Source organism: Erwinia billingiae Eb661 (assembly GCF_000196615.1).
Taxonomy (GTDB): Bacteria; Pseudomonadota; Gammaproteobacteria; order Enterobacterales; family Enterobacteriaceae; genus Erwinia; species Erwinia billingiae.
In genome coordinates, this window is the sequence record NC_014306.1 from 1,550,393 (window position 1) to 1,576,908 (window position 26,516).

Annotated in this window: 25 protein-coding genes; 12 read left to right on the forward strand and 13 right to left on the reverse strand. The window is 57.5% G+C overall.

Features of this window, described 5'->3' with window-relative positions; all coding sequences use genetic code 11:
* Positions 1-20: 20 nt before the first annotated feature.
* Positions 21-650 carry a DedA family protein gene (locus EBC_RS08590; RefSeq protein ID WP_049789592.1) on the reverse strand — a complete coding sequence of 210 codons (630 nt, stop codon included), beginning with the start codon at positions 648-650 and terminating at the stop codon, positions 21-23.
* A gap of 211 nt (positions 651-861) precedes the next feature.
* On the opposite strand from EBC_RS08590, the gene EBC_RS08595 reads away from it, so the two are divergent.
* The 3 genes from EBC_RS08595 (at position 862) to EBC_RS08605 (ending at position 5,108) form a co-directional block, all read left to right on the forward strand.
* Positions 862-1,449 carry a Yip1 family protein gene (locus EBC_RS08595; RefSeq protein WP_013201397.1) on the forward strand — a complete coding sequence of 196 codons (588 nt, stop codon included), beginning with the start codon at positions 862-864 and terminating at the stop codon, positions 1,447-1,449.
* Positions 1,450-1,629: 180 nt separating this feature from the next.
* Positions 1,630-2,577: a D-alanyl-D-alanine endopeptidase gene (pbpG, locus tag EBC_RS08600; protein WP_013201398.1), complete on the forward strand. Its 948-nt coding sequence runs from the start codon at positions 1,630-1,632 to the stop codon at positions 2,575-2,577.
* A 101-nt stretch (positions 2,578-2,678) separates the two neighbouring features.
* Positions 2,679-5,108 carry a DUF3772 domain-containing protein gene (locus tag EBC_RS08605; RefSeq protein WP_013201399.1) on the forward strand — a complete coding sequence of 810 codons (2,430 nt, stop codon included), beginning with the start codon at positions 2,679-2,681 and terminating at the stop codon, positions 5,106-5,108.
* Here the strand turns inward: EBC_RS08605 and dld are convergent.
* Positions 5,089-6,864, reverse strand: a complete 1,776-nt coding sequence (gene dld / locus EBC_RS08610; RefSeq protein ID WP_013201400.1) for a D-lactate dehydrogenase — start codon at positions 6,862-6,864, stop codon at positions 5,089-5,091. The genes EBC_RS08605 and dld overlap by 20 nt on opposite strands.
* A 195-nt stretch (positions 6,865-7,059) precedes the next feature.
* Here dld and bglX point away from each other — a divergent pair, with 195 nt between their 5' ends.
* Together bglX and EBC_RS08620 are read left to right on the forward strand one after the other, a co-directional pair.
* Positions 7,060-9,360, forward strand: coding sequence for a beta-glucosidase BglX (gene bglX, locus EBC_RS08615; protein ID WP_013201401.1), 2,301 nt, complete (start codon positions 7,060-7,062; stop codon positions 9,358-9,360).
* A gap of 116 nt (positions 9,361-9,476) precedes the next feature.
* Positions 9,477-10,349, forward strand: coding sequence for an oxygenase MpaB family protein (locus EBC_RS08620; protein ID WP_013201402.1), 873 nt, complete (start codon positions 9,477-9,479; stop codon positions 10,347-10,349).
* A 34-nt stretch (positions 10,350-10,383) separates the two neighbouring features.
* On the opposite strand, the gene EBC_RS08625 is transcribed toward EBC_RS08620, so the two are convergent.
* Positions 10,384-10,821: a hypothetical protein gene (locus EBC_RS08625; RefSeq protein ID WP_013201403.1), complete on the reverse strand. Its 438-nt coding sequence runs from the start codon at positions 10,819-10,821 to the stop codon at positions 10,384-10,386.
* A 309-nt stretch (positions 10,822-11,130) separates the two neighbouring features.
* Between EBC_RS08625 and EBC_RS08630 the strand changes: the two genes are divergently transcribed.
* The 3 genes from EBC_RS08630 to idi all read left to right on the forward strand — a co-directional run bounded on the left by EBC_RS08630 (position 11,131) and on the right by idi (position 14,939).
* On the forward strand, positions 11,131-12,240 hold the full coding sequence (locus tag EBC_RS08630) for a suppressor of fused domain protein (protein ID WP_013201404.1): 1,110 nt from the start codon (positions 11,131-11,133) through the stop codon (positions 12,238-12,240).
* Positions 12,241-12,378: 138 nt separating this feature from the next.
* Positions 12,379-14,274 (forward strand): methyl-accepting chemotaxis protein, encoded by a 1,896-nt coding sequence (locus EBC_RS08635; protein WP_013201405.1) that lies wholly within the window; start codon positions 12,379-12,381, stop codon positions 14,272-14,274.
* A 122-nt stretch (positions 14,275-14,396) separates the two neighbouring features.
* Entirely contained in the window at positions 14,397-14,939 is a 543-nt protein-coding gene (gene idi / locus EBC_RS08640; protein ID WP_013201406.1) for an isopentenyl-diphosphate Delta-isomerase, read from the forward strand.
* Positions 14,940-14,971: 32 nt separating this feature from the next.
* Here idi and EBC_RS08645 read toward each other — a convergent pair whose 3' ends face one another.
* The gene (locus EBC_RS08645) at positions 14,972-16,441 is read right to left on the reverse strand and encodes an MFS transporter (protein ID WP_013201407.1); all 1,470 of its coding nucleotides are present in this window, start codon (positions 16,439-16,441) and stop codon (positions 14,972-14,974) included.
* 221 nt (positions 16,442-16,662) lie between these two features.
* Between EBC_RS08645 and osmF the strand changes: the two genes are divergently transcribed.
* Genes osmF through EBC_RS08665 form a run of 4 tightly spaced genes read left to right on the forward strand, consistent with a single transcriptional unit; the run spans position 16,663 to position 20,447 of the window.
* Positions 16,663-17,583, forward strand: coding sequence for a glycine betaine ABC transporter substrate-binding protein OsmF (gene osmF, locus EBC_RS08650; protein WP_013201408.1), 921 nt, complete (start codon positions 16,663-16,665; stop codon positions 17,581-17,583).
* A 47-nt stretch (positions 17,584-17,630) separates the two neighbouring features.
* Entirely contained in the window at positions 17,631-18,791 is a 1,161-nt protein-coding gene (locus tag EBC_RS08655; protein ID WP_013201409.1) for an ABC transporter permease, read from the forward strand.
* A complete protein-coding gene (locus EBC_RS08660; RefSeq protein ID WP_013201410.1) occupies positions 18,788-19,720 on the forward strand; it encodes an ABC transporter ATP-binding protein in 933 nt (310 codons plus the stop codon). Before EBC_RS08655 ends, EBC_RS08660 begins: the two co-directional genes overlap by 4 nt.
* Before the next feature lies 1 nt (position 19,721).
* Positions 19,722-20,447, forward strand: a complete 726-nt coding sequence (locus EBC_RS08665) for an ABC transporter permease (protein WP_013201411.1) — start codon at positions 19,722-19,724, stop codon at positions 20,445-20,447.
* On the opposite strand, the gene EBC_RS25070 is transcribed toward EBC_RS08665, so the two are convergent.
* From EBC_RS25070 to EBC_RS08710, 9 genes are all read right to left on the reverse strand, one after another.
* The gene (locus EBC_RS25070; protein WP_041691950.1) at positions 20,434-20,538 is read right to left on the reverse strand and encodes a protein YohO; all 105 of its coding nucleotides are present in this window, start codon (positions 20,536-20,538) and stop codon (positions 20,434-20,436) included. The genes EBC_RS08665 and EBC_RS25070 overlap by 14 nt on opposite strands.
* Positions 20,539-20,623: 85 nt before the next feature.
* Positions 20,624-21,157, reverse strand: a complete 534-nt coding sequence (locus tag EBC_RS08675; protein ID WP_013201412.1) for a DUF3833 domain-containing protein — start codon at positions 21,155-21,157, stop codon at positions 20,624-20,626.
* On the reverse strand, positions 21,157-21,669 hold the full coding sequence (locus EBC_RS08680; RefSeq protein ID WP_013201413.1) for a chalcone isomerase family protein: 513 nt from the start codon (positions 21,667-21,669) through the stop codon (positions 21,157-21,159). Before EBC_RS08680 ends, EBC_RS08675 begins: the two co-directional genes overlap by 1 nt.
* Positions 21,666-22,151: a DUF2878 domain-containing protein gene (locus EBC_RS08685; RefSeq protein ID WP_013201414.1), complete on the reverse strand. Its 486-nt coding sequence runs from the start codon at positions 22,149-22,151 to the stop codon at positions 21,666-21,668. The genes EBC_RS08680 and EBC_RS08685 overlap by 4 nt, the downstream gene beginning before the upstream one ends.
* Positions 22,148-23,377 (reverse strand): SAM-dependent methyltransferase, encoded by a 1,230-nt coding sequence (locus EBC_RS08690; protein ID WP_013201415.1) that lies wholly within the window; start codon positions 23,375-23,377, stop codon positions 22,148-22,150. Before EBC_RS08690 ends, EBC_RS08685 begins: the two co-directional genes overlap by 4 nt.
* A 3-nt stretch (positions 23,378-23,380) precedes the next feature.
* Positions 23,381-24,094, reverse strand: a complete 714-nt coding sequence (locus EBC_RS08695) for a DUF1365 domain-containing protein (RefSeq protein WP_013201416.1) — start codon at positions 24,092-24,094, stop codon at positions 23,381-23,383.
* Positions 24,091-25,356: an NAD(P)/FAD-dependent oxidoreductase gene (locus tag EBC_RS08700; RefSeq protein ID WP_013201417.1), complete on the reverse strand. Its 1,266-nt coding sequence runs from the start codon at positions 25,354-25,356 to the stop codon at positions 24,091-24,093. Before EBC_RS08700 ends, EBC_RS08695 begins: the two co-directional genes overlap by 4 nt.
* A gap of 3 nt (positions 25,357-25,359) precedes the next feature.
* Positions 25,360-26,076, reverse strand: coding sequence for an SDR family NAD(P)-dependent oxidoreductase (locus EBC_RS08705; protein WP_013201418.1), 717 nt, complete (start codon positions 26,074-26,076; stop codon positions 25,360-25,362).
* Positions 26,073-26,504 carry a nuclear transport factor 2 family protein gene (locus tag EBC_RS08710; RefSeq protein WP_013201419.1) on the reverse strand — a complete coding sequence of 144 codons (432 nt, stop codon included), beginning with the start codon at positions 26,502-26,504 and terminating at the stop codon, positions 26,073-26,075. The genes EBC_RS08705 and EBC_RS08710 overlap by 4 nt, the downstream gene beginning before the upstream one ends.
* Positions 26,505-26,516 lie beyond the last annotated feature (12 nt).

Sequence of the window (26,516 nt, forward strand, 5' to 3'; positions counted from 1 at the left end):
ATGCCGGGCAACCGGCTGCGCTAGTGTTGCGGTCGGTTGCTGCTTTCATCCTGAGAACCCTGATCCTCGTCCTCGTCGTCTTTCTCATTGTTTGAGCGCCGCTTCAGATAGAGACGCACGCCCCACACCAGCGCCAGGCTCAATACCACCCAGAAAATCTGCTTCAGATGGCGATCGATGGTATGCAGCCATGGCGCAATCACCTGGCCACCGAGATAGCCGAGAGAAACAAAGATCACCGCCCACAGTACCGCGCCAATCACGTTCAGCAGCAGGAACTTTTGCGGCTTCAGCTTGCTGGCCCCGATGATGATCGGGCCGACAATGCGCAGGCCATACATAAAGCGCACGCCAATCACAAACAGCACCGGCCGTTTACGGATCAGCTTGTTGGCTTTATTGATCTGTTTCTGGTGTTTCTTAAAGCGTTTTAGCAGGCTGTCGCCGTAGTGACGTCCAATAAAGAACAGCGCGGTGTCACCGAGAATGCCACCGGCCATCGCCACCAGCACCACCCAGCCGTAATGTAATAACCCTTCATGCGCGGCAATACCGCCGAGCAATGTGAAGGTTTCCCCTTCGGCTATACAGCCGATAAACAGCGCCCAGTAACCGTATTGTGATATCAGACTGTTGACGTCCATATGCATGATCTCCTCCGGTCGATGCGCAACAAACCCCTAAGTCTAACTGCTTTGGCTTAAACCGTGATGAAAGATGTTGCGAAAGCGGTTTATTTTCACTGCAAATTGAAGTGATTAGCACAAAGTTTCCCTGTAGAAAAAACAAACAGTTCACGGCCACTTATACTTGAAGACAATCCGCGCTGATTGCGGCCTTTCCGAGTAGAGGAGTGAAGATATGAACCATGTATGGGGACTTCTTGCGCATCCCGACCGTGAGATGCGTGACATCAAACAAGAGAACGAAACCGTCTCTTACCATTACACTCACCACGTCCTGTTACTGGCGCTGATCCCGGTGATCTGCGCGTTTATCGGCACCACTCAACTTGGCTGGGATCTCGGCGCACGACAGACCATCGCCTTATCGATGGTGACCGCCTTCGGCCTGGCGATCCTGTTTTATGCGGTGATCCTCGGCGGCGTGGCGGTGATGGGCCGGGTGATTCACTGGATGGCGCGGGATTATCCGCAGCGCCCCAGCCTGCAGCGCTGTACGGTGTTTGCCGGCTATGTGGCCACACCGCTGTTTATCAGTGGGTTAGTGGCGCTTTATCCGCTGGTCTGGCTGTGCCTGTTTGTCGGTACGCTGGCGCTGGTGTACACCGGGTATCTGCTGTACGTCGGCATTCCGCTGTTCCTCAATATCGACAAAGAAGAGAGCATGCGTTTTTCCGGATCGACGCTGGCAATCGGGGTGTTGGTTCTTGAGGTTTTACTGGCCCTGACCGTGGTGCTTTGGGGCTATGGATATCAGCTTTTCTAACGCTTTTCGCCGCCGGGATCCCGGCGGCGTCTCATTCATCATCAGAAACGAATATCCACTAGGAAAATACTTAGCGGCCAGCGTATGATGCGCTTGCCAGCCCCCGTGTGGCCTGCTTTTCGCGGCGGCGGCGTGCGGTTTTTCCGCACCTGAATCACTTCCCGGTTAAGTTTTTATAAGATGCCTGCAAAAATTCGCTTGTCTCTTCTGAGTTTGGCTTTAGTTTTCTCCGCTCAGCTCCCGCTGGGCCAGGCCGTCGCCAGCAGTAAACTGGCTGATGTTGCCCCGATCGTACAGCCGCAGATTGCGTCTGGCAGTGCGATGATTGTCGATCTCAATACCAACAAAGTGATCTTCGCCAGCCATCCCGATCTGGTGCGCCCCATGGCCTCTATCACCAAGCTGATGACGGTTATGGTAACGCTGGATGCCCATCTGCCGATGGATGAGATGCTGAACGTGGATATCAGCCATACGCCAGAGATGCGCGGCGTCTATTCCCGCGTGCGCCTGAACAGTGAAATCAGCCGCAAAAACATGATGCTGCTGGCGCTGATGTCCTCTGAAAACCGTGCCGCAGCCAGCCTGGCCCACCATTATCCTGGCGGCTACGACGCCTTTATCCGGGCGATGAACGCCAAGGCACAGTCGCTGGGCATGACCCATACGCATTACGTGGAGCCCACCGGCCTGTCGATTGAAAACGTCTCGACGGCGCGCGATCTGACCAAACTGCTGATCGCCACCAAACGCTACCCGCTGATTGGCCAGCTCAGCACCACCCATGAAGACATGGCGGTGTTTAAGAGCCCGAACTACACCTTGCCGTTCCGCAACACCAACCACCTGGTGTACCGTCAGGACTGGAATATCCAGCTGACCAAAACCGGCTTCACCAATGAAGCGGGGCATTGCCTGGTGATGCGTACGGTGATCAATCAACGTCCGGTGGCGCTGGTGGTGATGGATGCCTTTGGCAAATATACCCATTTTGCTGACGCTAACCGTCTGCGTGACTGGATTGAAACCGGCAAGATTTCACCGGTGCCCGCGTCCGCGCTGAGCTATAAAAAGCAGAAGGCGGCGGAGATGGCCAGTACCGGCAGCAATACCGAGATCGTCGAGTAGCGTTTTCGTTAGTGAATCCTATAGTGTCGGGCCGGGCAAAAGCATAGACTTGCACGCAGGCTGCTGGATTGCCCGGCCATATCTGATACCTGGAAATTTTCATGTCTACGTTGTTAATCTATTTTCGCATCCTCCTTTTAAGTCTGGTCACCCTCTCCCCGGTGATGGCACAGGCTGCCGATGACACCACTCAACAAACCAGCGATGCGCCTGTAAAGGTCAACGCCGCGGTTGAGCTGCCAAAAATGCAGAAGGTGCTGGATAAAATTAAGCAGCAGGTTTCTGGCGAGAGCAACGACAGCAAACTCAGTGCGCTGAACGATATGGCGCTGGAACTCTCCGGCGACGCCGATACCCTGATGCAGGGCATTATTCCACAGCGCGCCCAGCTGCAGGCGCAGTTAGGCGTCCTGGGCCCGGCACCCAAGCCGGAAAGCGGGGTAAAAGAAACCGCGGAAGTCACCAGCAAACGCAAAAATCTGGAAAGCCAGAAAAGCAAGATGGATGACCAGGTTAAGCAGGCCGAAGCGATCAAAAGCGGTGCCATTAACCTCTCTGCGCAAATTGTTAACCTGCGCCGCGATGCGCTGAAAACCCAGCTGGCACTGAACGCCGGCAGTATTTTTGGCCCGCGTTTCTGGTCACCGTTATTCAATACCCAGAGCGATGACGGCGATAAGGTCAGTGACTTTGTTGATGAACTGAAAGATACCGCCGTGCTTTCATGGGAACCCGGCTGGCGTGTCGGCACCGTATTGTGGGTGGTGATGTCAGTGCTGGTGGCCACCTTAGGCCGTCGCTATCTGGAAGAGTTTCTGGCCTGGGTTGGCATTCATTTGCTGCCGGAAGGCCGCCTGCGTCGCAGCTTCCTCGCGGCGGCAACCGCGTTAACCACGCTCGCCGCAGTGGTGCTGGCGTTTAATTTCCTCGATCTCGCCTTTACCCGTCACGATAACGTGGTGGATGACGTGCGTGATTTTGCCGACAAGCTGGTTGGCCTGAGTATTCTGTGCGGCCTGATTGCCGGGCTGGGCAGGGCGTTCCTCTCCACGCGCCGTCCGTCGTGGCGACTGCCGAATATCTCGAATGAAGTGGCCACCGCGTTAAAACCGTTCCCGCCGCTGACCGCCGGTCTGGTGTTTGTTTTCCAGACGGTAGAAATCCTCAACAGCAGCGCCAACACCAGCGTTGGCACCACCATTTTCGCCAACGGCTTAACCGCGCTGCTGATCGGCTTTACCGCCTTATCGATCAGCTTCCGCACCAACCGCGTTCGCCGCAAAATGTTGCTGGCCGGCCAGCAGCCGGAAGCCAAGTCGACGCTGGTCGGGCTGATCCAGATGGCGATCACCCTGTTCGGTATTTCGATCATGGTGACGCTGGTGATTGGTTACGTCACCCTGGCGCGCTTCCTGAGCTATGAACTGATCTGGATGGGCATCGTCTTCGGCTCGTTCTATATTCTCAGCCAGCTGATGGCCGACGGCTGTGAAAGCCTGTTCTCCACCAATAACGCTTCCGGCAAAAGTATCCAGCGCTCGCTGAACATCGATGAACGTCATCTGGCGCAGGTTGCTGCGCTGCTGGCCGGACTCGGTAAAACGATTCTGGTGCTGGCCGCTGCCATGGCGGTGTTGAACGGCACGTTCGGTAGCTCAACGCCGATTGAACTGGTGCAGAAGGCGATCGAATTCTGGGGCGGCAAAGGCCTGGAAACGCTGAACATCGTTCCGGCCCACGTGCTGAATGCGTTGATCACCCTGGTGGTCGGCATTTACGTGCTGCGGTCGGTTAAGCGCTGGCTGGATACCGATTTCCTGCCGAAAACCACCATGGACGCGGGCATGCGCGTCTCGCTGATTACGCTGTTCAGCAACCTCGGTTACGTGATGGTGTTCCTGCTGGCCCTGTCGATTATGGGGCTGCAATGGAACAAGCTGGCCTGGATCGTCAGCGCCTTGTCGGTCGGTATCGGTTTTGGCTTGCAGGAGATTGTGAAGAACTTTATCTCCGGTCTGATCCTGTTAACCGAACGTCCGGTGAAGGTTGGCGATCTGGTCAGTATCAGCGGCATTGAAGGGGATATTCGCCGTATTAACGTGCGTGCCACCGAAATCCAGCTGAGCGATAAATCGACGGTGATTGTGCCGAACTCGCAGCTGATCTCGCAGAACGTGCGTAACGCCACCATGGGCAATGCGCAGGGGGTGGCGACCATTACGCTGACCTTCCCGCTGGATATCAATCCTGAGCAGGTGCGCGATCTGTTGCTGGAAGTGTATAACGAAAACGAACGTATTCTGGAAAATCCGGAACCATCCGTCTCGTTCAAGGATCTGACGTCGGCGGGCATCGTGCTGTCAGTCACCGGTAACGTCGCCAGCCCGCGTCAGGTATCCGGCGCGAAGAGCGATCTGCTGTTCGATATCCTGACCCGACTGCGCAAAGAGGGCGTGGTGTTATCCACGCCGCAAACCATGATTGTCGAGCAACGTAACGGCACGCTGATGGTTAAGGATCCTGAGGAGTAACCTCGTCCGGTGCGCCGCTGTGAACAGCAGACGGCGCACCGCATCCACATTCTCCCCAGTATTTCGCTTTAGTGGTTTTCCCAATCCCAGGGTTAAAGCTGTTGGTCGGATCCAACTGCTGATAGAACGCCTTCAGCTGCGGTTTAGCGGCATACAAATGCCCGACGTTATGTTCAGCCGGGTACTCCGCACCGCGATCGGCCAGCATCGCCAACATCTTCTCCTTCAGCGCGTGGACATCGACCCCTTTTTTGACAATGTAATCCTGATGGAAAACATGGCAGAAGAAGTGGCCGTAATAGAGGCGGTGCACCAGCGCATCATCGAATTCTGCCGGTAAGCGTTCAAACCAGTCGCGATCGTTACGGCGCAGCGCGATATCCAGCGCCAGAATATCCTCCACTTCATCGTGATGCACCGCGTGATAGCGCACGGCCGCACCCGCTGCGGCAAAGCGATGCAGGAAGGCTTTGCTGCCTTCATCCGGCGTACATTCAAAGAACTCGCCGTCCGCCTGGGCGAAATACGTCGTCAGATAGTCCCGCGCTTCGCCAATCCCGTCGCCCGACATCTTAATCATCAGATGGTGTTCAAAGCGGTCGCGGTAGGCTTTCATCCGTTTGGGCAGATGTGACGGTAACGCCTTGCTGATTTTTTGCAGCAGCCGATCGCTGAAGTTCGGTTTCAGGAACGAAACAGGCTTAAGCAAGGCGTCGGTACGGCCCTTCAGGGTAAAGAACAGCGGCATCTTATCGGTGCCGAGCTTGTCGATCATCACAAAGGTATCTTTGCCGTAGACCTCGGCGATATCGAAAATATCGCGGTGCATATACTCTGCCGCCACCGGAAGATGGCTGAAGTGTTGCAGCATATGGCGACGCAGTTCGTCCAGCACGTCGGGATCGTTGGTGCCGAGATAAAACACCTGCTGTTGCTTCTCGCTGACAAAGGTATCCAGCCGCACGGCAAACACCGCCAGCTTGCCCGCACAGCCGGACGCTTCAAATAATCGGCGGGCGTCGGCATTAAAACGTGAAGGGGTGTCCGCCTCGACGTCGCGCACGCGGTCGGCATAATCGTTGTCGGACGCCAGGCGCTGGTCGTATTTCACCGCCTCGGGCTGCCAGGTTTCGTCGTCCAGCCGGCTGAGGATCTGTTCCGGCGTGGTGCCTAAATCCATCCCTAAATGGTTGACCAGCGTCAGTTTGCCCTGCGCATCCACCTGCGCATACAGCGCCATTTCGCTGTAGGCGGGCCCGCGTTTAATCAGCGAACCGCCGGAGTTATTGCACACGCCACCGAGCACGGACGCGCCGATGCAGGACGAACCGATCACCGAGTGCGGCTCGCGTCCCAGCGGTTTCAGCACCTTTTCCAGCTGATACAGCGTGCTGCCCGGAAAAGCCAGCACCTGTTTGCCCTTATCCAGCAGCTGAATTTTATCCATCCGCAGGGTGCTGATAATCACGATATCGCGATCGTAATCGTTGCCGTTCGGCGTTGAGCCTTCGGTCAGGCCGGTATTCGCCGCCTGCATCAGCACGATGACATCGGCGGCGACGCAGGCCTGCAGAATGCGCCATTGTTCCAGCAGGGAGCCGGGGAAAATCACCGCCAGCGCGTCACCCTGACCAGAGCGAAAGCCGGTGCGATAGCGCGCGGTTTGTTGCGGATCGGTAAGAAGATGATTGCGGCCCACGATGCGGCGCAAGTCGGCCACCAGTTTCTGGCTGCCTGTCGGGGAAGTGTTGTGCATATCCTTTGTCCTTTTATTTGACACGCCCTAACTTTAGCAGCTCCCGCTGCGGTCGGCGGCAGCAAAAATCAGACGCGGATCGCGCCAGTACGTTGAAAACTACCTGCTATCCTGAAGTTATGGCACACTGCCCATCTTACGACTTTGTCACCCAGACTCTTTTTGCTCCGCAGTTATTTGAGAGAAACCAACCTGATGAAATGGATTTGCTCTGTCAGCCTCGCTGCCGCCTTAACCTTGCAGCCGGCTTTTGCTGAAGACCTGTTTGGCCCACATCCGCTCACCCCTGAAGCCCGTGATGCGTTCGTGACGAATTTGCTGAAGAAAATGACCCTGGATGAAAAAATAGGGCAGCTGAGATTGATCAGCGTCGGGCCGGACAACCCGAAAGAAGCCATCCGCGAGATGATCAAACATGAGCAGGTTGGGGCGATCTTTAATACCGTCACCCGTGACAATATCCGCGCGATGCAGGATCAGGTGATGCAGCTTAGCCGCCTGAAAATCCCACTGTTTTTCGCCTATGACGTGGTGCACGGTCAGCGTACCGTTTTCCCGATCCCGTTAGGGCTTGCGGCCACCTGGGATCTGGATGCGGTGGCAAACGTCGGCCGCGTTTCAGCCTATGAAGCGGCAGATGATGGTCTGAATATGACCTGGGCACCGATGGTGGACGTCACCCGCGAACCGCGTTGGGGCCGGGTATCCGAAGGCTTTGGCGAGGACACCTACCTGACGTCGGCGATGGGCCGCACGCTGGTGGAATCCATGCAGGGTAAAAGCCCGGCGGATCGCTACTCGGTGATGACCAGCGTGAAGCATTTTGCGGGCTATGGCGCCGTGGAAGGCGGACGTGATTACAACACCGTGGATATGAGCCCACAGCGTCTGGCGCAGGATTATCTGCCGCCTTATAAAGCGGCGCTGGATGCCGGCAGTGGCGGCGTGATGGTGGCGCTGAACTCGCTGAACGGCGTGCCGGCAACGGCGGACAGCTGGTTGCTGAAAGATCTGCTGCGCGATCAGTGGCACTTTAAAGGCATTACCATCAGCGATCACGGCGCGATTAAAGAGTTGATGAAGCACGGCGTGGCCAGCGATCCGCAGGACGCGGTGCGCATTGCCATTCAGTCAGGCGTGAACATGAGTATGAGCGACGAGTACTACAGCAAGTACTTGCCGGGACTGGTAAAAAATGGCGCGGTGAGCGAGAAAGAGATCGACGATGCCGTGCGCCACGTGCTGAACGTGAAATATGATATGGGGCTGTTTAACGACCCGTACAGCCACCTGGGCCCGAAAGAGAGCGACCCGGTGGATACCAATGCGGAAAGTCGCCTGCACCGTGCCGATGCGCGCGATGTGGCGCGTAAAAGCATTGTGCTGTTAAAGAACCGTCTGGAAACCTTGCCGCTGAAGAAATCCGGCACCGTGGCGCTGATTGGGCCACTGGCCGACAGCCAGCGTGACATTATGGGCAGCTGGTCTGCCGCCGGTAAGGCTAATCAGTCGGTCAGCGTATTGCAGGGGGTGAAAAATGCCCTCGGCGATAAGGCGACGGTGCTGTATGCCAAAGGCGCCAATATTACCGACAACAAAGCGATTCAGGACTTCCTCAACCAGTATGAGAAAGGCTCGGTGATCGTCGATCCGCGCACGCCGAAGCAGATGCTGGATGAAGCGGTGGCCACCGCGAAAAAAGCGGACGTGATCGTGGCGGTCGTGGGCGAGTCGCAGGGGATGGCGCATGAGGCATCCAGCCGCAGCGATATCACCATTCCGCCAAGCCAGCTGACGCTGATTGATGCGTTAAAAGCCACCGGCAAACCGCTGGTGCTGGTGATGATGAATGGTCGTCCGCTGGCGATGGTGAAAGAGAATATGCAGGCGGATGCGCTGCTGGAAAGCTGGTTCAGCGGCACCGAAGGCGGTAACGCCATTGCCGATGTGCTGTTTGGTGATTACAACCCGTCGGGCAAACTGCCGATGTCCTTCCCGCGCTCGGTTGGTCAGATCCCGATTTACTACAATCACCTGAACACCGGTCGTCCGTATGACTTCACCAGACCGAACAAGTACACCTCGCATTATTACGATGCGGCTAACGGTCCACTGTTCCCGTTTGGATATGGTCTGAGCTACACCACCTTTACGCTGTCGCCAGTGAAAATGTCCGCTGCCACCATGCCACGTAATGGCACGGTGAATGCCAGCGTGACGGTGACCAATACCGGCGATCGTGATGGTGCCACCGTGGTGCAGATGTATCTGCATGACGAGATGGCGAGCATCAGCCGCCCGGTGAAAGAGCTGAAGGGCTTTAAGCGCATCATGCTGAAAGCGGGTGAGTCGCAGACGGTGACCTTCCCGATTGATGTTAACGCGCTGAAGTTCTGGAACGCGAAGATGCAACAGGTGGCTGAACCGGGTAAATTCAATGTGATGATCGGGCTGGATTCTGCCCGCACCACCGATGCGGAATTCACCTACCTGTAACGGTTCGCACATCCTGAGCGCATAAACCGGATAAAAGCGTTACGCCGGTTAATGCCACACTCTGAGGGACGAATTTATTCGTCCCTTTGTTTATTTAACAGGAATCTAGCACCCTTATGCCTTCGTTTCGCGACAGAATTCAGCAACAGGTCTTTCGATTAAATGGGCTGGCAATGAACGAATTCGACCTCTCAACGCCTGCGGGCGATCCGGGCTTATATGGCCCTGACAGCGTGATCTGGCGGGTACACGGTGATTTTTCCTCCATGCTGTGCGGCGGCATATCGGCGCTGCTGATGCAGATGCTGCATCCGCTGGCGCTGGCCGGCGTGTGGGATCACTCGACTTTCCGTTCGGATATGATGGGAAGACTGCGGCGGACCAGCCAGTTTATCGCCGTCACCACCTTTGGTAACACGGTGGATGCCCAGACGCTGATTGAGCGGGTCAGGCGCATCCATTTGCAGGTTACCGGCGTCGATGCGCAGGGTGTTGAATACGCCGCCAGCGATCCCCGTTTACTGACCTGGGTGCATGTGGCCGAAACCAGCCGTTTCCTGGCCTCGCACGTACGTTATAAAAACCCGCAGCTCAGTCTGGCCGAGCAGGACCGCTATTACGCCGAAGCCGCCGTGGTCGCCGAAGCGCTGGGCGCTGAGCAGGTGCCGAAATCGGTTGAGGACGTGGAGGCCTATCTGCTGGCGATGCAGCCCCAGCTGCGCTGCGACGAACGCACCCGCGAAGTATTGTCGATACTGATGAATGCGCCGGCACCGAGCTGGCAGGCACGTCCGGCGATGAAGGCAATGCTGATGGCCGGCATAGAGCTGCTGCCAGAATGGGCGCAGCAGCAGTTCGGCTTTCGCTTTTCCCCGTTGCGCCGCCGCCTGATCCGCCTGCGTATCAACCTGCTGGCAAAAGCCCTGCGCTGGTCCATCCGCCGGGGTGCCTATCAACGCGCAATGCAGCGGATGGGCAGGGAGGTTTAGCGTTTATCCCGTAAGGACGGGATAAACCTGATTATCAGAACTCGCGTTTAACGATGATATAGCCGTTAAATCTTACGCTGCATTCGTCATCACTGGCGAGTGTCGAGACTAAAAAGACGTTTTGCTTTTTTTCCTTATTCTCGAAGGTAAACTTTATTATCAGATTGCGGACGTTATGTTCCGAAAATATCTCTTTATAGCTTTTGAGCGACGTCCAATTATTGGGCGCTTCGTTGTATGACTGTAGCGCATACTGTGATGCCAGTCGGTTAGTGATGGGGTTATTGTAAATCAGCTCTGTTGTGGTTTTTTCTTTAACAATACTGTCAGTGTCTATCCTCATGGACCGGGACATTTCATCCATCATGATGCTAGCCGTGCCCGACTGCGGGGCTTTGCAATTGTTATCTTCGGGTGTGTCTGCCCAGGCGGGGCAGGAAAATATAATCGAAGCGAGTAATAATCTCTTCATTCAACAATGACCTCCTTATCAAGCATGGCTAAAGCCCTGGATTTCCCTAGAGGTAAAGGGCCATTATTTACTTCTCCCGCATCATCAATATCCTTATATCTTATGAATGTGCGCCGTGGAATATCCGGCCTTCTGCCGGGTTGTTTATTAACCTCGATCAAGATTGACCGTTTTATTGGAAAGATTCGGAGGGTTTTACGACGCGTTTATCATTTTTGAGACTTTTACCCTTGCTCCGACGTGGCACATCGGGACATCCTGCCCTATTCTCCGGGAAAAGGATCCCCCTACATCCATTGTCGAGGCTTTATGACACAGTCGTACCGGATTGCTGAAGTCCACAATCAGCAACAAACGCTGATCGCCAGGGTTGAACAGGATGAGCGTACCGCCTATTTCTATCTGTGGCCTGCCGAAGGGTTCCGCAGCCAGTTTGCGGTGCGCGGCTGCTGGTTGCGCAACCTGTTGCCTGCCCCTGCCAGCGAAGACCTCGCGTCGATGGAGCAGGGGATCCCGCCGTTACTTAGCGCTGAATACTGCCGCACCTTGCAGGCCGAACCGATGCTCGATCCTGCCGGGTTACAGATTATCTGGGAGCCAGCCGATGACGGCGCGGCGCTGTGGTATCAGGGGCAATTACTGGCGGTGATCCCTGGCTGGAGCCTCTATCAAAACAAGCAGGTTAGCTTCTCTGCCGGCTGCATAAAAGAGAACCGGCTGACCGCGCCGTTAGGTTCGGCCTCCACCAACGATTACTACGCTCAGGCTGAAAAGCACCGCCATTTCTGGCGTGACTGGCATGACGGTCATCTGTGGGACCCGATGCAGCGCGAAATGATCGCCTGCTACGAAGCGCAGTACGGGGAATCCCTCAAGTACTACTCCATCGACCAGGGAAACTGGCCGCCGATGGCGATCTCACAACATTATCATCAGGGCAGTTGGTATTTCCTGACCCTGGGGATGAGCATCCGCCCGATGCCGTGGGTTGATTTTCTGTTTGAGGATCTGGCCGGGCAACACCGCCGCGTTGAGCTGGCGATGGCCATCGATGCTGAGGTCATGACCGAAGAAAACGCGGTACAGATGGCCAGCGCACTGGCCAGCTTCGCGCATTTCCCCTGGGCGCGTCTCAGCTGGTTGGGCGAAGGCCATACGCTGGAATCGTCGGTGGCACCGGTCGGCTTTGAAGGCTTCCTGATCTCAGGTGAACTGAGCGGCGAAGCAGGGCAGTTCAAATTGCCGAAACGCGACGGCGAGAAGGTCAACCTGCTGTGGACCACGCCGGTCACCACCGCTGAACGTGAACTGGCCGAAGCGGAAGAGAGCGGCGGCAACCAGCTGGTGGAAAGATTGCGTCAGGAAGGCTGTAACCACGTTTTCCGCCCCCGTCCGCAGGTGGTTGATTCACAGAATTAAATTCTGCCAGGCGATCCGATCGGGTCGCGTCAGCAAAACATTTGTCTGAAATGAGACCGATGTCACATCAAGTTTCCCTGTCAGCGGCCGTTAACCCGATCAGGCAATTGTGCCTGATTGAGTTGAGTGGGGCTCGTCATGTTGAAAACAACCCAGGCCAGATTTACCCTCCTGATCGTCGGCTTTTTTGCGTTACTGCTGTTGATCACGGTAGTGGTGATTAAAATGTTTGTTGCGCCCCAGCTCACGACCAATGAGAGTCGTCTGGTGCGTTATGAAGTGGAAACGATCGGTGCACGCATTACTGAAATGATGAACCGTATCCAGGCGCAACAGCGCAGCATCACGGAATCCGCTGCGGTGCTCGACAGCGCGGCTATCGACACCGTGTTACCGGCGTTAGTGAACCAGTATCAGGACGTTAACGTGTTTGGCGGCGGCATCTGGCCACTGCCAAAAATGCGTGATGCGGCGAAAGATAAGTTCAGTACGTTTTTTGCCCGTGACAGCAGCAACACCCTGCAGGTCAACACCTTCTGGAACTCCGCCGAAGCGCCAAATTACTATGAGCAGTCGTGGTATAAAGACGGCCTGGCGGCGGCCAAAGGCCAGTGTGCCTGGGCGAAAGCCTATCAGGATGCGGCCAGCCCTCAACCCCGTACCAACTGCGCGATGGGCATCTATCGCAACGGCGCAGCCTGGGGCGTTGCCACCATCGACGTGACGCTGGGCTTCTTCAACCATCTGGCGAAAGAGATGGGCGATGCGGTGCAGGGCCAGGTGCTGATTGTCGAAGCTGACGGCAAGGTCGTTGGCGATGCCAGCCTGATCGACAGCACGCCAAAACTGCGTAACCTCAGTGAGCTGACCACGCCAATGGCGGCATCCCTGCGCACCGCGCTGACATCGGCCGGCAGCGAAGCGTCGCAGAGCACCTATGACGGTGAAGACGGCAACCATACGCTGTTTGTGCAGCAGATCAGCGGCAGCCCGTGGTTTATCGCCAGCGACGTCCCGACGGCGTTACTGTCCAAACAGACCAACTCGATCCTGACCCGTCTGGGCCTGGTGCAAATCCCGTTAGCGATCCTGCTGTTGCTGGTGCTGCTGGGCTTTATCCGTACCATGATGAAACGTCTGTCCGGCCTGAATGACAACATTCTGGCGCTGTCGACCGGCGGTGCGGATTTGACGCAGCGTCTGCCAAACAGCAGTAGCCCGGAATTCAATGCGGTTGCCCAGAGCTTCAACAACTTTATTGAATACCTGCAGGGGCTGATCCGGCAGGTGGGTGAGAGCGCGATGGCGATCACTTCGGCGTCGAAAGAGATTGCCAGCGGCAACCTCGATCTGTCCGCCAGGACCGAAGAGCAGTCCAGCTCGATCGTGCAGACGGCGGCTTCGATGGAAGAGTTAACCGGCACCGTGCGTCAGAACGCCGATAACGCCACCCATGCTAACCAGCTGGCGGGCGATGCGTCTCGCGTTGCCGCGCGCGGTTCCAACGTGGTGAAACAGGTGGTGGTCACCATGGGCGAGATCAACACCTCTTCCCGTAAGGTGGTCGATATCATCAGCGTGATCGACAGCATCGCTTTCCAGACCAACATTCTGGCACTGAACGCGGCGGTCGAAGCGGCGCGTGCCGGTGAGCAGGGCCGTGGATTTGCGGTGGTCGCCTCCGAAGTGCGTAATCTGGCCCAGCGTTCAGCGAACTCTGCCCGTGAGATTAAGAAACTGATTGAAGAATCGGTGGCGAATATCGATCAGGGAAGTCAGCTGGTGCAGGAAGCCGGCAGCACCATGGATGAGCTGATGAACGGTGTCAGCAGCGTCACCACCTTAATGTCAGAAATCATGTCTGCCAGCCGCGAGCAGAGTATGGGTATTGACCAGGTGAACACCGCCATCACCCAACTGGACAGCACTACCCAGCAGAACGCCTCGCTGGTTGAGCAGGTTTCCGCCGCCGCCCAGGCGATGGAAGAGCAAAGCGTTCAGCTGGAATTAGTGGTCAGCAGCTTCAAGTTATAATCCTCCGTCCCGCCGCCAACAGGGCAGCTTTATGCTGCCCTGTCATAATTTCGCACGATTTCATGCAGCCGAAACGCCCTAAGCTGTGCCACAATGTGTGAGATTAGTCCTAAGGAGGGCGCATGTCTGCAATCGAAGTTATCCTGGTTGATCGTCACGATCGTCCCATCGGCAGGATGGAAAAGCTGGAGGTTCATCAGAAAGGTTTACTGCATCGCGCGGTAACCGTTTACGTGTTCAACTCCCGCCACCAACTGTTGCTGCAGCAGCGCGCCACGGGTAAATATCATTGCGGTGGCTTGTGGAGTAACACCACCTGCGGTCACCCGTTCCCCCAGGAATCAACGCAACATGCCGCAGAGCGCCGTCTGCGTGAAGAGATGGGCATGCGTCTGTCGCTGGATCCGGCGTTCGAGCTAAGCTACAACCTGCCGATGGGCAACGGCTTAACCGAACACGAATACGGCCACGTCTTTTTTGCCTTTAGCGATGAGCCGCCGCAGCCCAACCCGGAAGAAGCGGGAGGCTGGCGCTATGCTTCACTGAATGAAATCGAGCAGGAGATGCAACGTTACCCGGAACGCTTTACGCCGTGGTTCCTGCACACCTTTGCCCGCATTCCCCCGGCGTTTAAGCAGTTCACCGCGCAACAGCTTGCGGGCTGAACCTCAGCCCGCATCGGCAGTTATCCTCGCGCTTACTGCGCAAAATCCTCCGCATCCACATCGTAACCTGACGGTTCCCAGCGAATCGCCAGCAGGGCGATCAGCCCGGCCAACGGCGCCAGCGCAATAATCCAGAACACATTGGTACTGAATGCCGCCGACAGCAGCGGGAACAGGAACAGCGAGGCGGTAGAGCTGGCGCGCATCAGGGTCTGATTGAAGCCGACGCCCACGCCGCGTAACGAGGTGGGATAGCTGAGCGAGGCAAAGGTCATGGTATGGGAACCCGGACCAAATCCCTGACCCAACAGGAACAGCGCCAGCATGCCGATCGACACCGCCGCTTCCGCACCGTCGGCGGGACGGCCAACCAGCGCAAGGCCAATCAATGCGGCAAACTGGAAACTGTAGCCAAGGGTGGTCATCTTCCACGCGCCAAATCTGGGCACCAGCCGCACCGCCAGGATGCCGCCGACAAAGGCAAACAGCAGATTTAACGCCAGCGACACCAGAATGGTGGTCAGCATTGACTGGGCAAGGAAGCTGGAAAGGATCACCGGCAGGCCAAAGGCCACGGCGTTATAAGCAAAGGCGGAGGCAATCGCCGTCACGGTCGCCAGAATGGTACGACGCAGGTAAACCCCTTTCAGCAGTTCACCATAGTTGCGCCAGCTGGCCTTGCGGGTGGCTTTGGCCGGCGTCAGGTCCGCGTCTTCCGCCACATGGGCATTGATGCCGTAAGAGCTGCGCAGGATCGCCGCCGCACCTTTTAAATCCCCCTGATTGGCTGCCCACACCGGTGATTCGCTCATATAGCGGCTGCGGATGCAGATAATCAGAATCGCCGGTACCGCGCCGAAGCCCAGAATGATGCGCCACAGCAAGCCGGAATGGGCTTCTGGCAGCACGGAATAGAAGAACAGCACCAGCAGATAGGAAATCGAAATCGCCGCGTACCAGGTGGGGCACCACATCGCGATACTGGCGGCTTTGTTGCCGCGCCCCTTCAGCTTGGAAAACTCGGCGAGGAACGCCATCGCCACCGGCAAATCAATCCCGACCCCTAACCCCATCACAAAACGTGCGGCGGTGAGTACATACTCATTCGGTGCGAAGGCACAGGCCAGCGCGGCAAACACGAAGAAAAACATATCGGCCATAAACACCCGATAGCGGCCAATTTTATCGGTCAGATAGCCGCCGAGCAGCGCGCCGACAATGGCCCCAAATGCAATCGCCGACGCCACCATGCCCGCGCCGGTTGGCGACAGACCAAACTCTTTGGTGACATCCTTCATGCCAAAGGCCAGTGCGCCGAGGTCGTAAGCGTCGAGAAACACCCCGCCCAGCGCAATGCCGATCACGATACGGGCGTTACTGCGGGCCTGGGTACTGGTGTTGACCAGATGTGATACGTCAGCGGCGCGGCGGATAGTGAAGGCTTCCCCCGTCGGCGCACTCCCTGCAATGGCGACATGCGCCGAAGATGCTAAGTCAGTCATGATGTTAAGGTCTTTTATTTTAAGAATAAGCCCAGAGAATACTCCCGGGGATGACAGAGATAAATTCCTGCTGGTTATAAGTTACAACAAAATGCCCGTTGAAAAAGGGTGAGCGAAAGGGTTCTCTCTCTGAGAGGCGGCTCGGGGTTTTTAGCCGTCTGGCTTTCTCTGCTGATTTATTAGGCTACGCTTGTTACTAACCTTAAGGAAAGGAACAGAAAATGTCGCAAAGAACAGGGCGCACAGCCTCACTGGCACTGGCCGGATTACTGGCTCTGACCGCAACCGCACAGGCGGCAGACCCGGTCAAAGTCGGTTCGAAAATTGATACCGAAGGATCGTTACTGGGCAATATCATCCTGCAGGTGCTGGATAAGCACGGGGTGAAAACGGTCAACAAGGTGCAGCTCGGCACCACCCAGGTGGTCAGAGGCGCGATCACCGCCGGCGAACTGGACATTTATCCCGAGTACACCGGCAACGGTGCCTTCTTCTTCAATGATGAAAAGGATCCTGCGTGGAAAAATGCCAAAGCAGGCTACGAGAAGGTGAAGAAGCTGGATCAAGAGAAAAACAAACTGACCTGGCTGACGCCGGCCCCGGCAAACAACACCTGGACGATTGCGGTACGCAGCGATCTGGCCGACAAGAATAAGCTGAAATCCCTCGACGATCTCAGCGCCTACCTGAAGAAGGGCGGTGAGTTCAAACTGGCGGCGTCGGCCGAGTTTATCGAACGCGCCGATGCGTTACCGGCGTTCCAGAAAGCCTATGGCTTCACCCTGAAACAGGATCAGCTGCTGTCTCTGGCCGGCGGTGATACTGCGGTGACCATCAAGGCGGCGGCGCAGCAGACTTCCGGCGTGAATGCGGCGATGGCCTATGGCACCGACGGCCCGGTAGCGGCGCTGGGACTGCAAACCCTGAGCGATCCAAAAGGCGTGCAGCCCATCTATGCGCCAACGCCGGTGATCCGCGATGCGGTGCTGAAAGCCTATCCGCAGATTGCCGACTGGCTGAAACCGGTCTTTGCCTCGCTGGACGAGAAAACGCTGCAGGAACTGAACGCAAAAATTGCCGTAGAAGGGCAGGATGCGAAAACGGTGGCGGCGGACTATTTGCAGCAGAAAAAACTGTTGTAGGGTGAGCCCGGGCCGGACGCATCGGCCCGCAAGGTAGTGGGAAAATTTTGCGCCTCCAACTTCATAATCGGGTTTTGCTGACGCTGGCTGTGCTGCTGGCCGTTGCCGCAGCCAGCTTGCCCTTTCTGAATTACGCCCCTAACCGGCTGGTTTCCGGCCAGCCATTGCCGCTGCATCAGCTGTTGCAGGGCGTGCAATGGCTGCTGCCTGTGCCGGTCATTCTGTTGCTGCTGCTGGCTTTCCTGCCGGTTTCCCGTCGACATCTGGTGCTGACGCTGCTGCTGAGCGAAGGGCTGTTTATCGCCCTGATCGCCTTTAGCGGCCATCAGGCGACGTTACTTTCCCAGCAGGGCAGTCCACTGGCCAGAACCTCGTGGGGCAGTGGCTTCTGGCTGAGCGGCGGGCTCTGTCTGCTTATTGCGGCGGATACGATCTCCCGCCTGACGCCGCAGGTCTTCTGGCGGCTGCTGTTGAATGGTCAAATCTGGCTACCGGTCATCGTTTTTTTACTGACCGGTCAGCTGGATCAGATGGCGCTGTTGAAGGAGTACGCCAACCGTCGGGAAGTGTTCGATCAGGCATTCTCGCGCCATCTGCTGCTGCTGGTCGGCACCCTGATCCCGACGCTGGCCATCGGCATTCCGCTCGGCTGGTGGTGCGCCAAAAAAGCGGCGGTGCAGTCACCGGTGTTCGCCGTGCTGAATGTGATCCAGACCGTGCCTTCCGTGGCGTTGTTCGGTCTGCTGATTGCGCCGTTAGCCGGACTGGCCCGCGCCTTTCCCTGGTTATCCGAACTGGGGATCAGCGGGATTGGCATGGCGCCCGCGCTAATAGCCCTGGTGTTGTATGCACTGTTACCGCTGGTGCGCAGCGTGGTCGCCGGGTTGCAGCAGGTGCCGAAAGAGGTGATCGAAACCGCAGAAGGGATGGGCATGACCCGCAGTCAGATTTTCTGGCAGGCGGAAGTGCCGCTGGCGCTGCCGGTGCTGCTGACCGGCCTGCGGGTGATTGCGGTACAGACCGTCGGCATGGCGGTGATCGCCGCACTGATTGGCGCCGGCGGATTCGGGGCGATCATTTTCCAGGGCCTGCTCAGCAGCGCGCTGGAACTGGTGCTGCTGGGGGTGATCCCGGTGATCGCCATGGCGGTGGTTATCGATGCCCTGTTCAAATTTGTTCTTTCCGTTATTGAGGCGAAGCGCCAATGATCCACTTTAACCAGGTCAGCAAATACTTTGCCGGAAAAGCGGCGGTCAGCGAGTTAACCCTGAATATCGCCAAAGGCGAATTTACCGTGCTGATCGGCACGTCCGGCTCCGGCAAGTCCACCACGCTAAAGATGATCAACCGGCTGATCGAACACGATCGGGGCACCATTGAATTTGCCGGTGAGGAGATCCGCAGCTTCAATCCGCAGATCCTGCGCCGCCGGATGGGCTATGCCATCCAGTCCATTGGCCTGTTCCCGCACTGGACGGTGGAAAAGAATATCGCCACCGTGCCGGCGCTGCTCAACTGGTCAAAGCAGCGGATTGCCGAGCGCGTCACCGAATTGCTGGCGTTGCTCAATCTCGACGAGCAGTTTCGCCACCGTTTTCCGCACCAGCTTTCCGGCGGTCAGCAGCAACGCGTTGGCGTGGCCCGCGCACTGGCGGCCGATCCCGAAGTGCTGCTGATGGATGAGCCGTTTGGCGCGCTGGATCCGGTTACGCGCGGCGCGTTACAGCAGGAAATTGCCCGTATTCACCAGATTTCTGGCCGCACCATTGTGCTGGTGACCCACGATATTGACGAAGCGCTGGCGCTGGCCGACCGACTGGTGTTGATGGACGGCGGCAAGGTGATCCAGCAGGGCACGCCGGTCGAATTGCTGACCCAGCCCGCCAACGACTTTGTGCGGGATTTCTTCGGGCGCAGCGAGCTGGGCATCCGCCTGCTGTCGCTGGGCAACGTTGGCGCGGCGGCGCGGCGCGGTGAATGGCTGGAAGAGGAGGCCATCCCGGAAGAGATGACCCTGCGTGAGGCGTTGTCGCAGTTTATCGCGCGCCAGACCGACCGCCTGCCGGTGATCGACCGCCAGCAGAAACCGCTGGGCGTGCTGCACTTCGCCGATTTGCTGCGGCAGAGGAGGGAGTAATATGCGCTGGACTCGGGATCCGTTGCTGTGGCTGATCGCAGTGTTTATCGCGTTGTTGGTGTTGCTGCCTTACAGCCAGCCGCTGTTCGCCAGCTGGTTTCCAGAACTCGACCGGCCAATGTACCGGCAGGACAGTTTCCTGCAGCTGGCGCTGGCGCATATCGAACTGGTGGCGGTTTCCAGCCTGTTTGCGGTGATCGTCGGGATGGGGGCCGGGATTTTTGTCACCCGTCCGGCGGGAAAAGAGTTTCGTTCGCTGATTGAAACGTTGGTGGCCGCAGGGCAAACCTTTCCGCCGGTGGCGGTGCTGGCGATTGCGGTGCCGATCATGGGGTTTGGCGAGAAGCCGGCGATAATCGCGCTGTTTCTTTATGGCCTGTTGCCGATCCTGCAAGGCACGCTGGCGGGCATTGGCGCGGTGCCGGCCAGTGCCCGCGAAATTGCGGAAGGCGTGGGCATGAGTTCATGGCAGATTTTGCGTAAGGTCGAATTGCCGCTGGCAGCCAGCGTGATCGTGGCGGGGATCCGCACTTCGGTGATTATCAATATTGGCACGGCGGCGATAGCCTCAACCGTCGGTGCCAAAACATTAGGATCGCCGGTGATCATTGGACTCAGCGGGTTTAATACCGCCTATGTGATTCAGGGTGCCTGCCTGGTGGCGCTGCTGGCTATCGTCACCGATCGCCTGTTTGAGCGCCTGCAAAAACGCTTCAGGAACGGATAATCAGGGTATAACCGGTCAGCATCACGCCGCCAATGCCGCCGAGCGCCATTAACAGGAAGATGAAGATGACGCCAATTTTTTGCAAGTTCATGCCGGTGTGTCCATGGTGGTCTGCCGCTGAAAGAGGGCGAAGTATAACGCCATTCGCCCTCGCGGGTTAAGCCTTTGCTGTCATTTTATTGCCCGGCCGGCTGCTCTTTGTTGAAGAAAATGGTGACGCGCGCCACTTCAACGCCCAGCTTTTTCATCGACGTTACGTTCATCAGATGCGTGGCATCCTGCTGATAAATCCAGTCATCAAAGTTCAACTTGTAGCTGCTGCTGTCGGTTTTGACCGTCATCGCATATTGCCAGTTGAAGGCGTTGCCCGCCGCATGACCCTTGGCGGTGCCAATGATATCGCCCGCCGTGCCGACATAGCTACCATCCTCCAGCTTGCGGATATGCCAGACGCGGCTCTGTTTTTCACCATCATCGTAAACAAACTGCTCGTTGAGGGTCAGCGTTGGCCCGACCACCGTGCCCTTGATGGTCACTTCAAAGCGGCGGATCTGCTTACCGCTGTAATCCTGCACCATGCCCCAGGCGCGGGACTGGCCGTTAAACCACTGGAAAATATCTATCTTCGGCTGGGCCTGCTGATAATCTTCTATTTTCGCGCCGCAACCTGTCAGCAGCAGCGCACCAATTAACATCAGGGATTTCCACATCAGCTACCTCCGGTGAGTGCCCGACGAATGTCGGGATAGGTGGTTTTTTCTGAAAGCCAGATGGCCAGGAAGGCGTCGCGGAAAGCCGGGTCAAAAGGCTGCCCCAGCGGCTTGATTGGGGAAGCGATCCCCGGCGCCTGCCAGTAAAACTGTCCACCCTGTTGGCTGGCCTGAAAAGCCAGTCGGGTGCCGTCCGTGACGTCGGGCCACAGTCGGTTTAATGCGGTGATCCACGCCTGACGCTGGCTAAGGGTGCCAATGTTTTGCGCCTGCCACTGCTCTTCGGTGGCCTGAGTCAGATCCTGATGGCTGATGTCGCGGCGGTAGGTGATCACCAGCGCTAACGGCCACTGCTGCGGCGTAAACGTGCCCGCCGGTGTAAACAGCTGCGAATCGTAAACCGTAAACGGTCCCCATGTCAGCGTAGCTTTCCCCACCGGCTGCCAGCGCTGCCAGTCGGAGGCCTGCGCCAGCGGCGAGAGTACCAGCATCATCAGCAACAGCGATCTCATCTCTCACTCCTTTGCAGCAGCCTGCGGGTAAGCGGCAGATAAATCGCCCAGCCGATGGCCATCAGGCCAAAGACTTTTAATGGCGACGCGGTCAGTTCCATGCCGCCCAGTCGTTCACCGAGATAATAGGTGAACGGACCAACAACGGCGCCCAGCACCGCCAGTAACGGTCCGCTTAAGGCGTAGCGGTGCAGGCACAGCGGCCACCAGCAGGCATAGGCCAGCCATAACGACAGCATCCACAGCGGCACCCAGTGTGCGTCGGCGAAATGGAACAGATCCAGCCACAGCCACAGACTGTCCATGGCTAACCCCACCAGCGCCACCGCTAACACCCGCAGCCGGATGGCGGCATCGCTGGCCCACCAGGCCAGCAGCGCAATGACCACTAACGCGTAAACCGCGCGCTCGCGCATCCCGACAGCCAGCGCCCAGTAGAGGTCAAACCCGAGCGTCAGCAGCCAGAAGCGCAGGGTGCTCATGCCCGCTCCGCGGTGAGCTGAACGGTGCCGATGGTTTTCGCGCGGAAGCCTGCTTCGCAATAGCATAGATAGAACAGCCACATGCGGCGGAAGTGTTCGTCAAAACGGCCTTTTTCCAGCTGCGGCCAGGCGTGATCGAAACGGTGACGCCACTCCTGCAACGTGCGCGCGTAATCCAGCCCCATCTCAAACAGATCCAGACTGACGAAATCCGTCAGCTCGTTCATGGTCTTTTGCAGCAAATTGACCGACGGCAAAAAACCGCCGGGGAAAATATAGCGCTGGATAAAATCAACGCCCCGCGCATAGCTGTCGAAACGTTCTTCGCTGATGGTGATTGCCTGCAAGGCCATGCGGCCGCCGGGTTTTACCAGCTGCTGACAGCGTTCGAAAAACAGCGGGATATAGTTTTTGCCCACCGCCTCAATCATTTCGATCGACACCAGCTTGTCATACTGACCGGTCAGGTTGCGGTAATCCTCTTTCAGCACCGTGACCCGATCGCTCAGCCCCGCCGCCTGAATGCGCTGGCAGCTGTAGTCATACTGCTCCTGGGAAATGGTGGTAGTGGTCACCCGGCAGCCGTACTCGCGTGCCGCGAACTCGGCCATCGCGCCCCAACCGGTGCCGATTTCCAGCAGGTGATCGTTGGGGCCCAGCCCCAGCTTGACGCACAGACGGCGCATTTTTTCCTGCTGCGCCTGTTCCAGCGTCATCTCCGGCTGCTTGTAACAGGCACTCGAGTAGAGCATCGCCCGGTCGAGAAACGCGGTGTAGAAATCGTTGCCCAGGTCATAATGTGCGGCGATATTGCGCTTCGCCTGTTTCACGCTGTTGCGGCGAAACGCATGGCGCATCCTGTTCAGCGGCGACGACATCCAGCTCAGCCGCGACTCCAGCTTATCCAGCACCGGCATATTGGTGGCCAGCGTCAGGATCACCGCCGTTAAATCTGGCGTATCCCAGTCACCGTCCATATAGGTTTCCGCTGCGGCAATGCTGCCGCCGAACAACACCCGACGATAAGCGCTGGAGTGATGAACCACCACTTCAGCCTGGATCGCCGCCTGGCTGTCGCCAAAGAAATGGGTGCCGAGGTGCGGATCGTGCAGACGCAGACCCGCCCCTTGCAGATGTTGCAACAGAGAAAAAATCAGCCGTCGTGAGGTGGACAAACGTTTGCCCGCTTTACCGCGACGGGTCAGGGTCAGTTCCGGTATACACATCCGCTATTTCTCCGACTTGGGGTGGTCATAGATCGGCGCGCCTTTGCGCCACAACTTCCAGGCCTGCCAGTAAATGGCCAGTCCGGTTCTCAGGGTGATCAGCGGAAACCGCCACAGATGGTGGCGCAAGGTCTTGCGGGTCAGCGGCTGATGACGCAGGTGCAGCGTGGCATCAAATTCGCGACCGGCCCGGTGATTCTCAATGTGCACCGACAACGATTTGCCGGGCGCGGAAAGCCGCCAGTGATAGACCATATCCATCGGGTTAAACGGCGAAACGTGAAACGCTTTCTGCGTGGTTTCGCTGCCGTCTGGCTTCACCGCATAGGTATGGCGTTCGTTCCACGGCGTATTGCGCACTTCGGCCAGCATCCAGCGCAGGCTGTCGGCGTCATCGTAGAGGTAGTAAAAATTTACCGGGTTAAACGCGCTGCCGAGATAGCGCAACTGGGTCAGTAACATCACCCGGCCGTTGAGCTGCTCGCCGGTCAGTTCGGCAATCCGCGTTTGCGCCCGCTGCTTAATGTCGCCGCCGCCAAGATAATCCTCCTGGCAAAAAGAGGCCCAGGAAAACTTGCCGGGCCGGATGCCGACGCTGCGCAGCAGTGGCAGCTCATCAAGGTCAATCAGCGGCATAAAAATGCGGTAGCTGAACTGATGATCCACCGGGGTGAAACGCCGGTGACGCACGTGGCCGCTGTACAGGGCGCTGTTCATAGCAATCCCGCCTGTTCCATGCCGGCCACCACATCCAGCCCGCTGCGAATGCCGTCTTCATGGAAGCCGTTATAGCTCCATGCGCCGCAGAACCAGCTGCGGTTACAGCCATTCAGCCGCAGCCGTTCGGTCTGGGTGATCAGGCTTTGCAGACTGAACTGCGGATGATGGTAGCTATAGCGACCCAGCACTTTGGCCGGATCGATCGGTTGCGTGGCATTCAGCGAGACACAAAAGGTCTCGGATGACTTGATGCCCTGCAAAATGTTCATGTTGTAGGTGACGCTGGCGCCCAACAGCTCGTCGCCGGCCTGCGTATCATCCAGCCGGTAGTTCCAGCTGGCCCAGGCGCGGCGGTTTTCCGGCAGCAGCGACGTATCGGTATGCAGGATCACTTCGTTGGCGCTGTAAGGCACGCCCAGCAGCATCTCGCGTTCTTCTGCGGTGGCATCGGCCAGCAGGTTCAGCGTCTGGTCACTGTGGCAGGCGAAAATCACCTGGTCATAGCTCTCCTCACCGCGCGCGCTGTGCAGGGTCACACCCTGTGGATGACGCACCGCTTTCAGCACCGGTGTGGCAAGATGTACGGTGAGCTTGTCGCCCACCAGCGCGATCAGCCGGCGGATATATTCTCTGGACCCGCCTGGCACCACATACCACTGCGGGCGCTGGCTCAAATCCAGCAGGCCGTGATGGTTAAAGAAGTGCAGAAACAGCGACAGCGGCATCTGGCGGATCTCAGCCAGTGACGTTGACCAAATCGCCGCGCCCATGGGCAGAATGTAGTGCTGGGCGAAGAACTGGCTGAAGCCCTCATGCTGCAAAAAATCATCCAGCGTTCCCTGCTCCGACTGATGTTCCAGCCAGGCCTTGCCGCGTTTATTGAAACGCACGATTTCCATCAGGAAACGCCAGAAGCTCGGCTTTAACAGGTTGCTGCGTTGAGCAAACAGCGTGCTCAGCGTATGGCCGTTGTACTCCAGGCCGCTGCGATTGTTGCGCACCGAGAAGCTCATTTCGGTCGGCCTGCTTTCCAGCCCCAGCTCGGCGATCAGCGATAGAAAACGCGGATAGGTCCGATCGTTGTAAACGATAAAACCGGTATCAATCGCCCAGCGTTTGCCCGCCAGTTCCACGTCAACCGTCGCGGTATGTCCGCCCAGCGTGTCGCCGGCCTCATACAGATGCACTTCTGCTTTGTTTGCCAGCTTCCATGCACAGCTGAGCCCGGAAATCCCACTGCCTACAATCGCAATTCTCAAAGATTACCTCGCTATCTGTTGGGTAAGCAGACGCTGTAGCGATACCGGCAGACGGGAGGTCATGCGCAGAATAAAGGAGAGCAGGCGCGGGAAGGAGATTTCCGCTTTGCCTTTCGCCAGGCCTTCACGAATGCAGCGCGAAGCCTGATTGACGTTGATGATCATCGGCATTGGAAAATCGTTGCGCTCGGTCAGGGGAGTATCGACAAAACCGGGCTGCACCAGGCTGATGGCGATTTGCTGACGCTTCAGATCCTGGGCCAGGCTGCGGGCGAAGTAGGCCAGCGCGGCTTTGGAGGCACCATAGGCTTCGGCCCGAGGCATCGGCACCAGGCTGGCGGTCGACCCGACCAGCGCCACCCGGCTGCCGGGGGCCAGCTGCGGCAGCAGCACGTCCAGACAGTTCACCGGGCCGTTGAAATTGGTGCTCATCACCCGATGGACTTTCTCCGCTTCCACCACGCCGTGATTAAGGTACTCACAGGTGCCGGCACAGAGGATCACCAGGCTGGCACTTTTACCCAGCAGCGCCTGGCGGGTCTCATTCAGATCGGTGATATCAAACACGCACAGCACGATGTCGCTGTGGTGTTCCCGCAGCGTTTCCAGCTTGGCGCGATTTCTGCCGCACGCGGTAACGTGCCAGCCGTCGGCGGCATAATCGAGCGCCAGTTGGTAACCAATTCCGGAGCTTGCGCCGGTAATTAACACCCGTTTCATGGTTGTAACCTCTTTTTAAGCTGCCTGATTACCGATCCCAGCACGGGGATCTTTTCGTACAGCATGGCGCCCATGTCGTAGTAATCGCGCTGAAAACTGATCTTATCGTCGCGGAACTGGATGTAGCTGCTGCCCTCCAGCGTCTGCTCCGCGCCGCCTTGCAGGGATGGGTGCGCATAGAACATTCGCCAGATCAGCAGGGCGTTATTGTCAAAATGGTGAGTCTGCGAGACGTCAAACCGGCAGTAGCGCAGGTTTTTCAGCAGTGAAGAAAAGTAGTCCGAGACCACCGGCAGCCCGCGATGTTCACCGACCGGGTCTGCCAGGCAGATATCAGAGTGGTAAATGTCGGCCAGTTGGTTGAGCTTGCTGGCCTCCAGCGTCTGGTAAAACGCCACTAGTCTGGCCAGCGTTTCCTGCTGTGTCATATGCCACTCCTC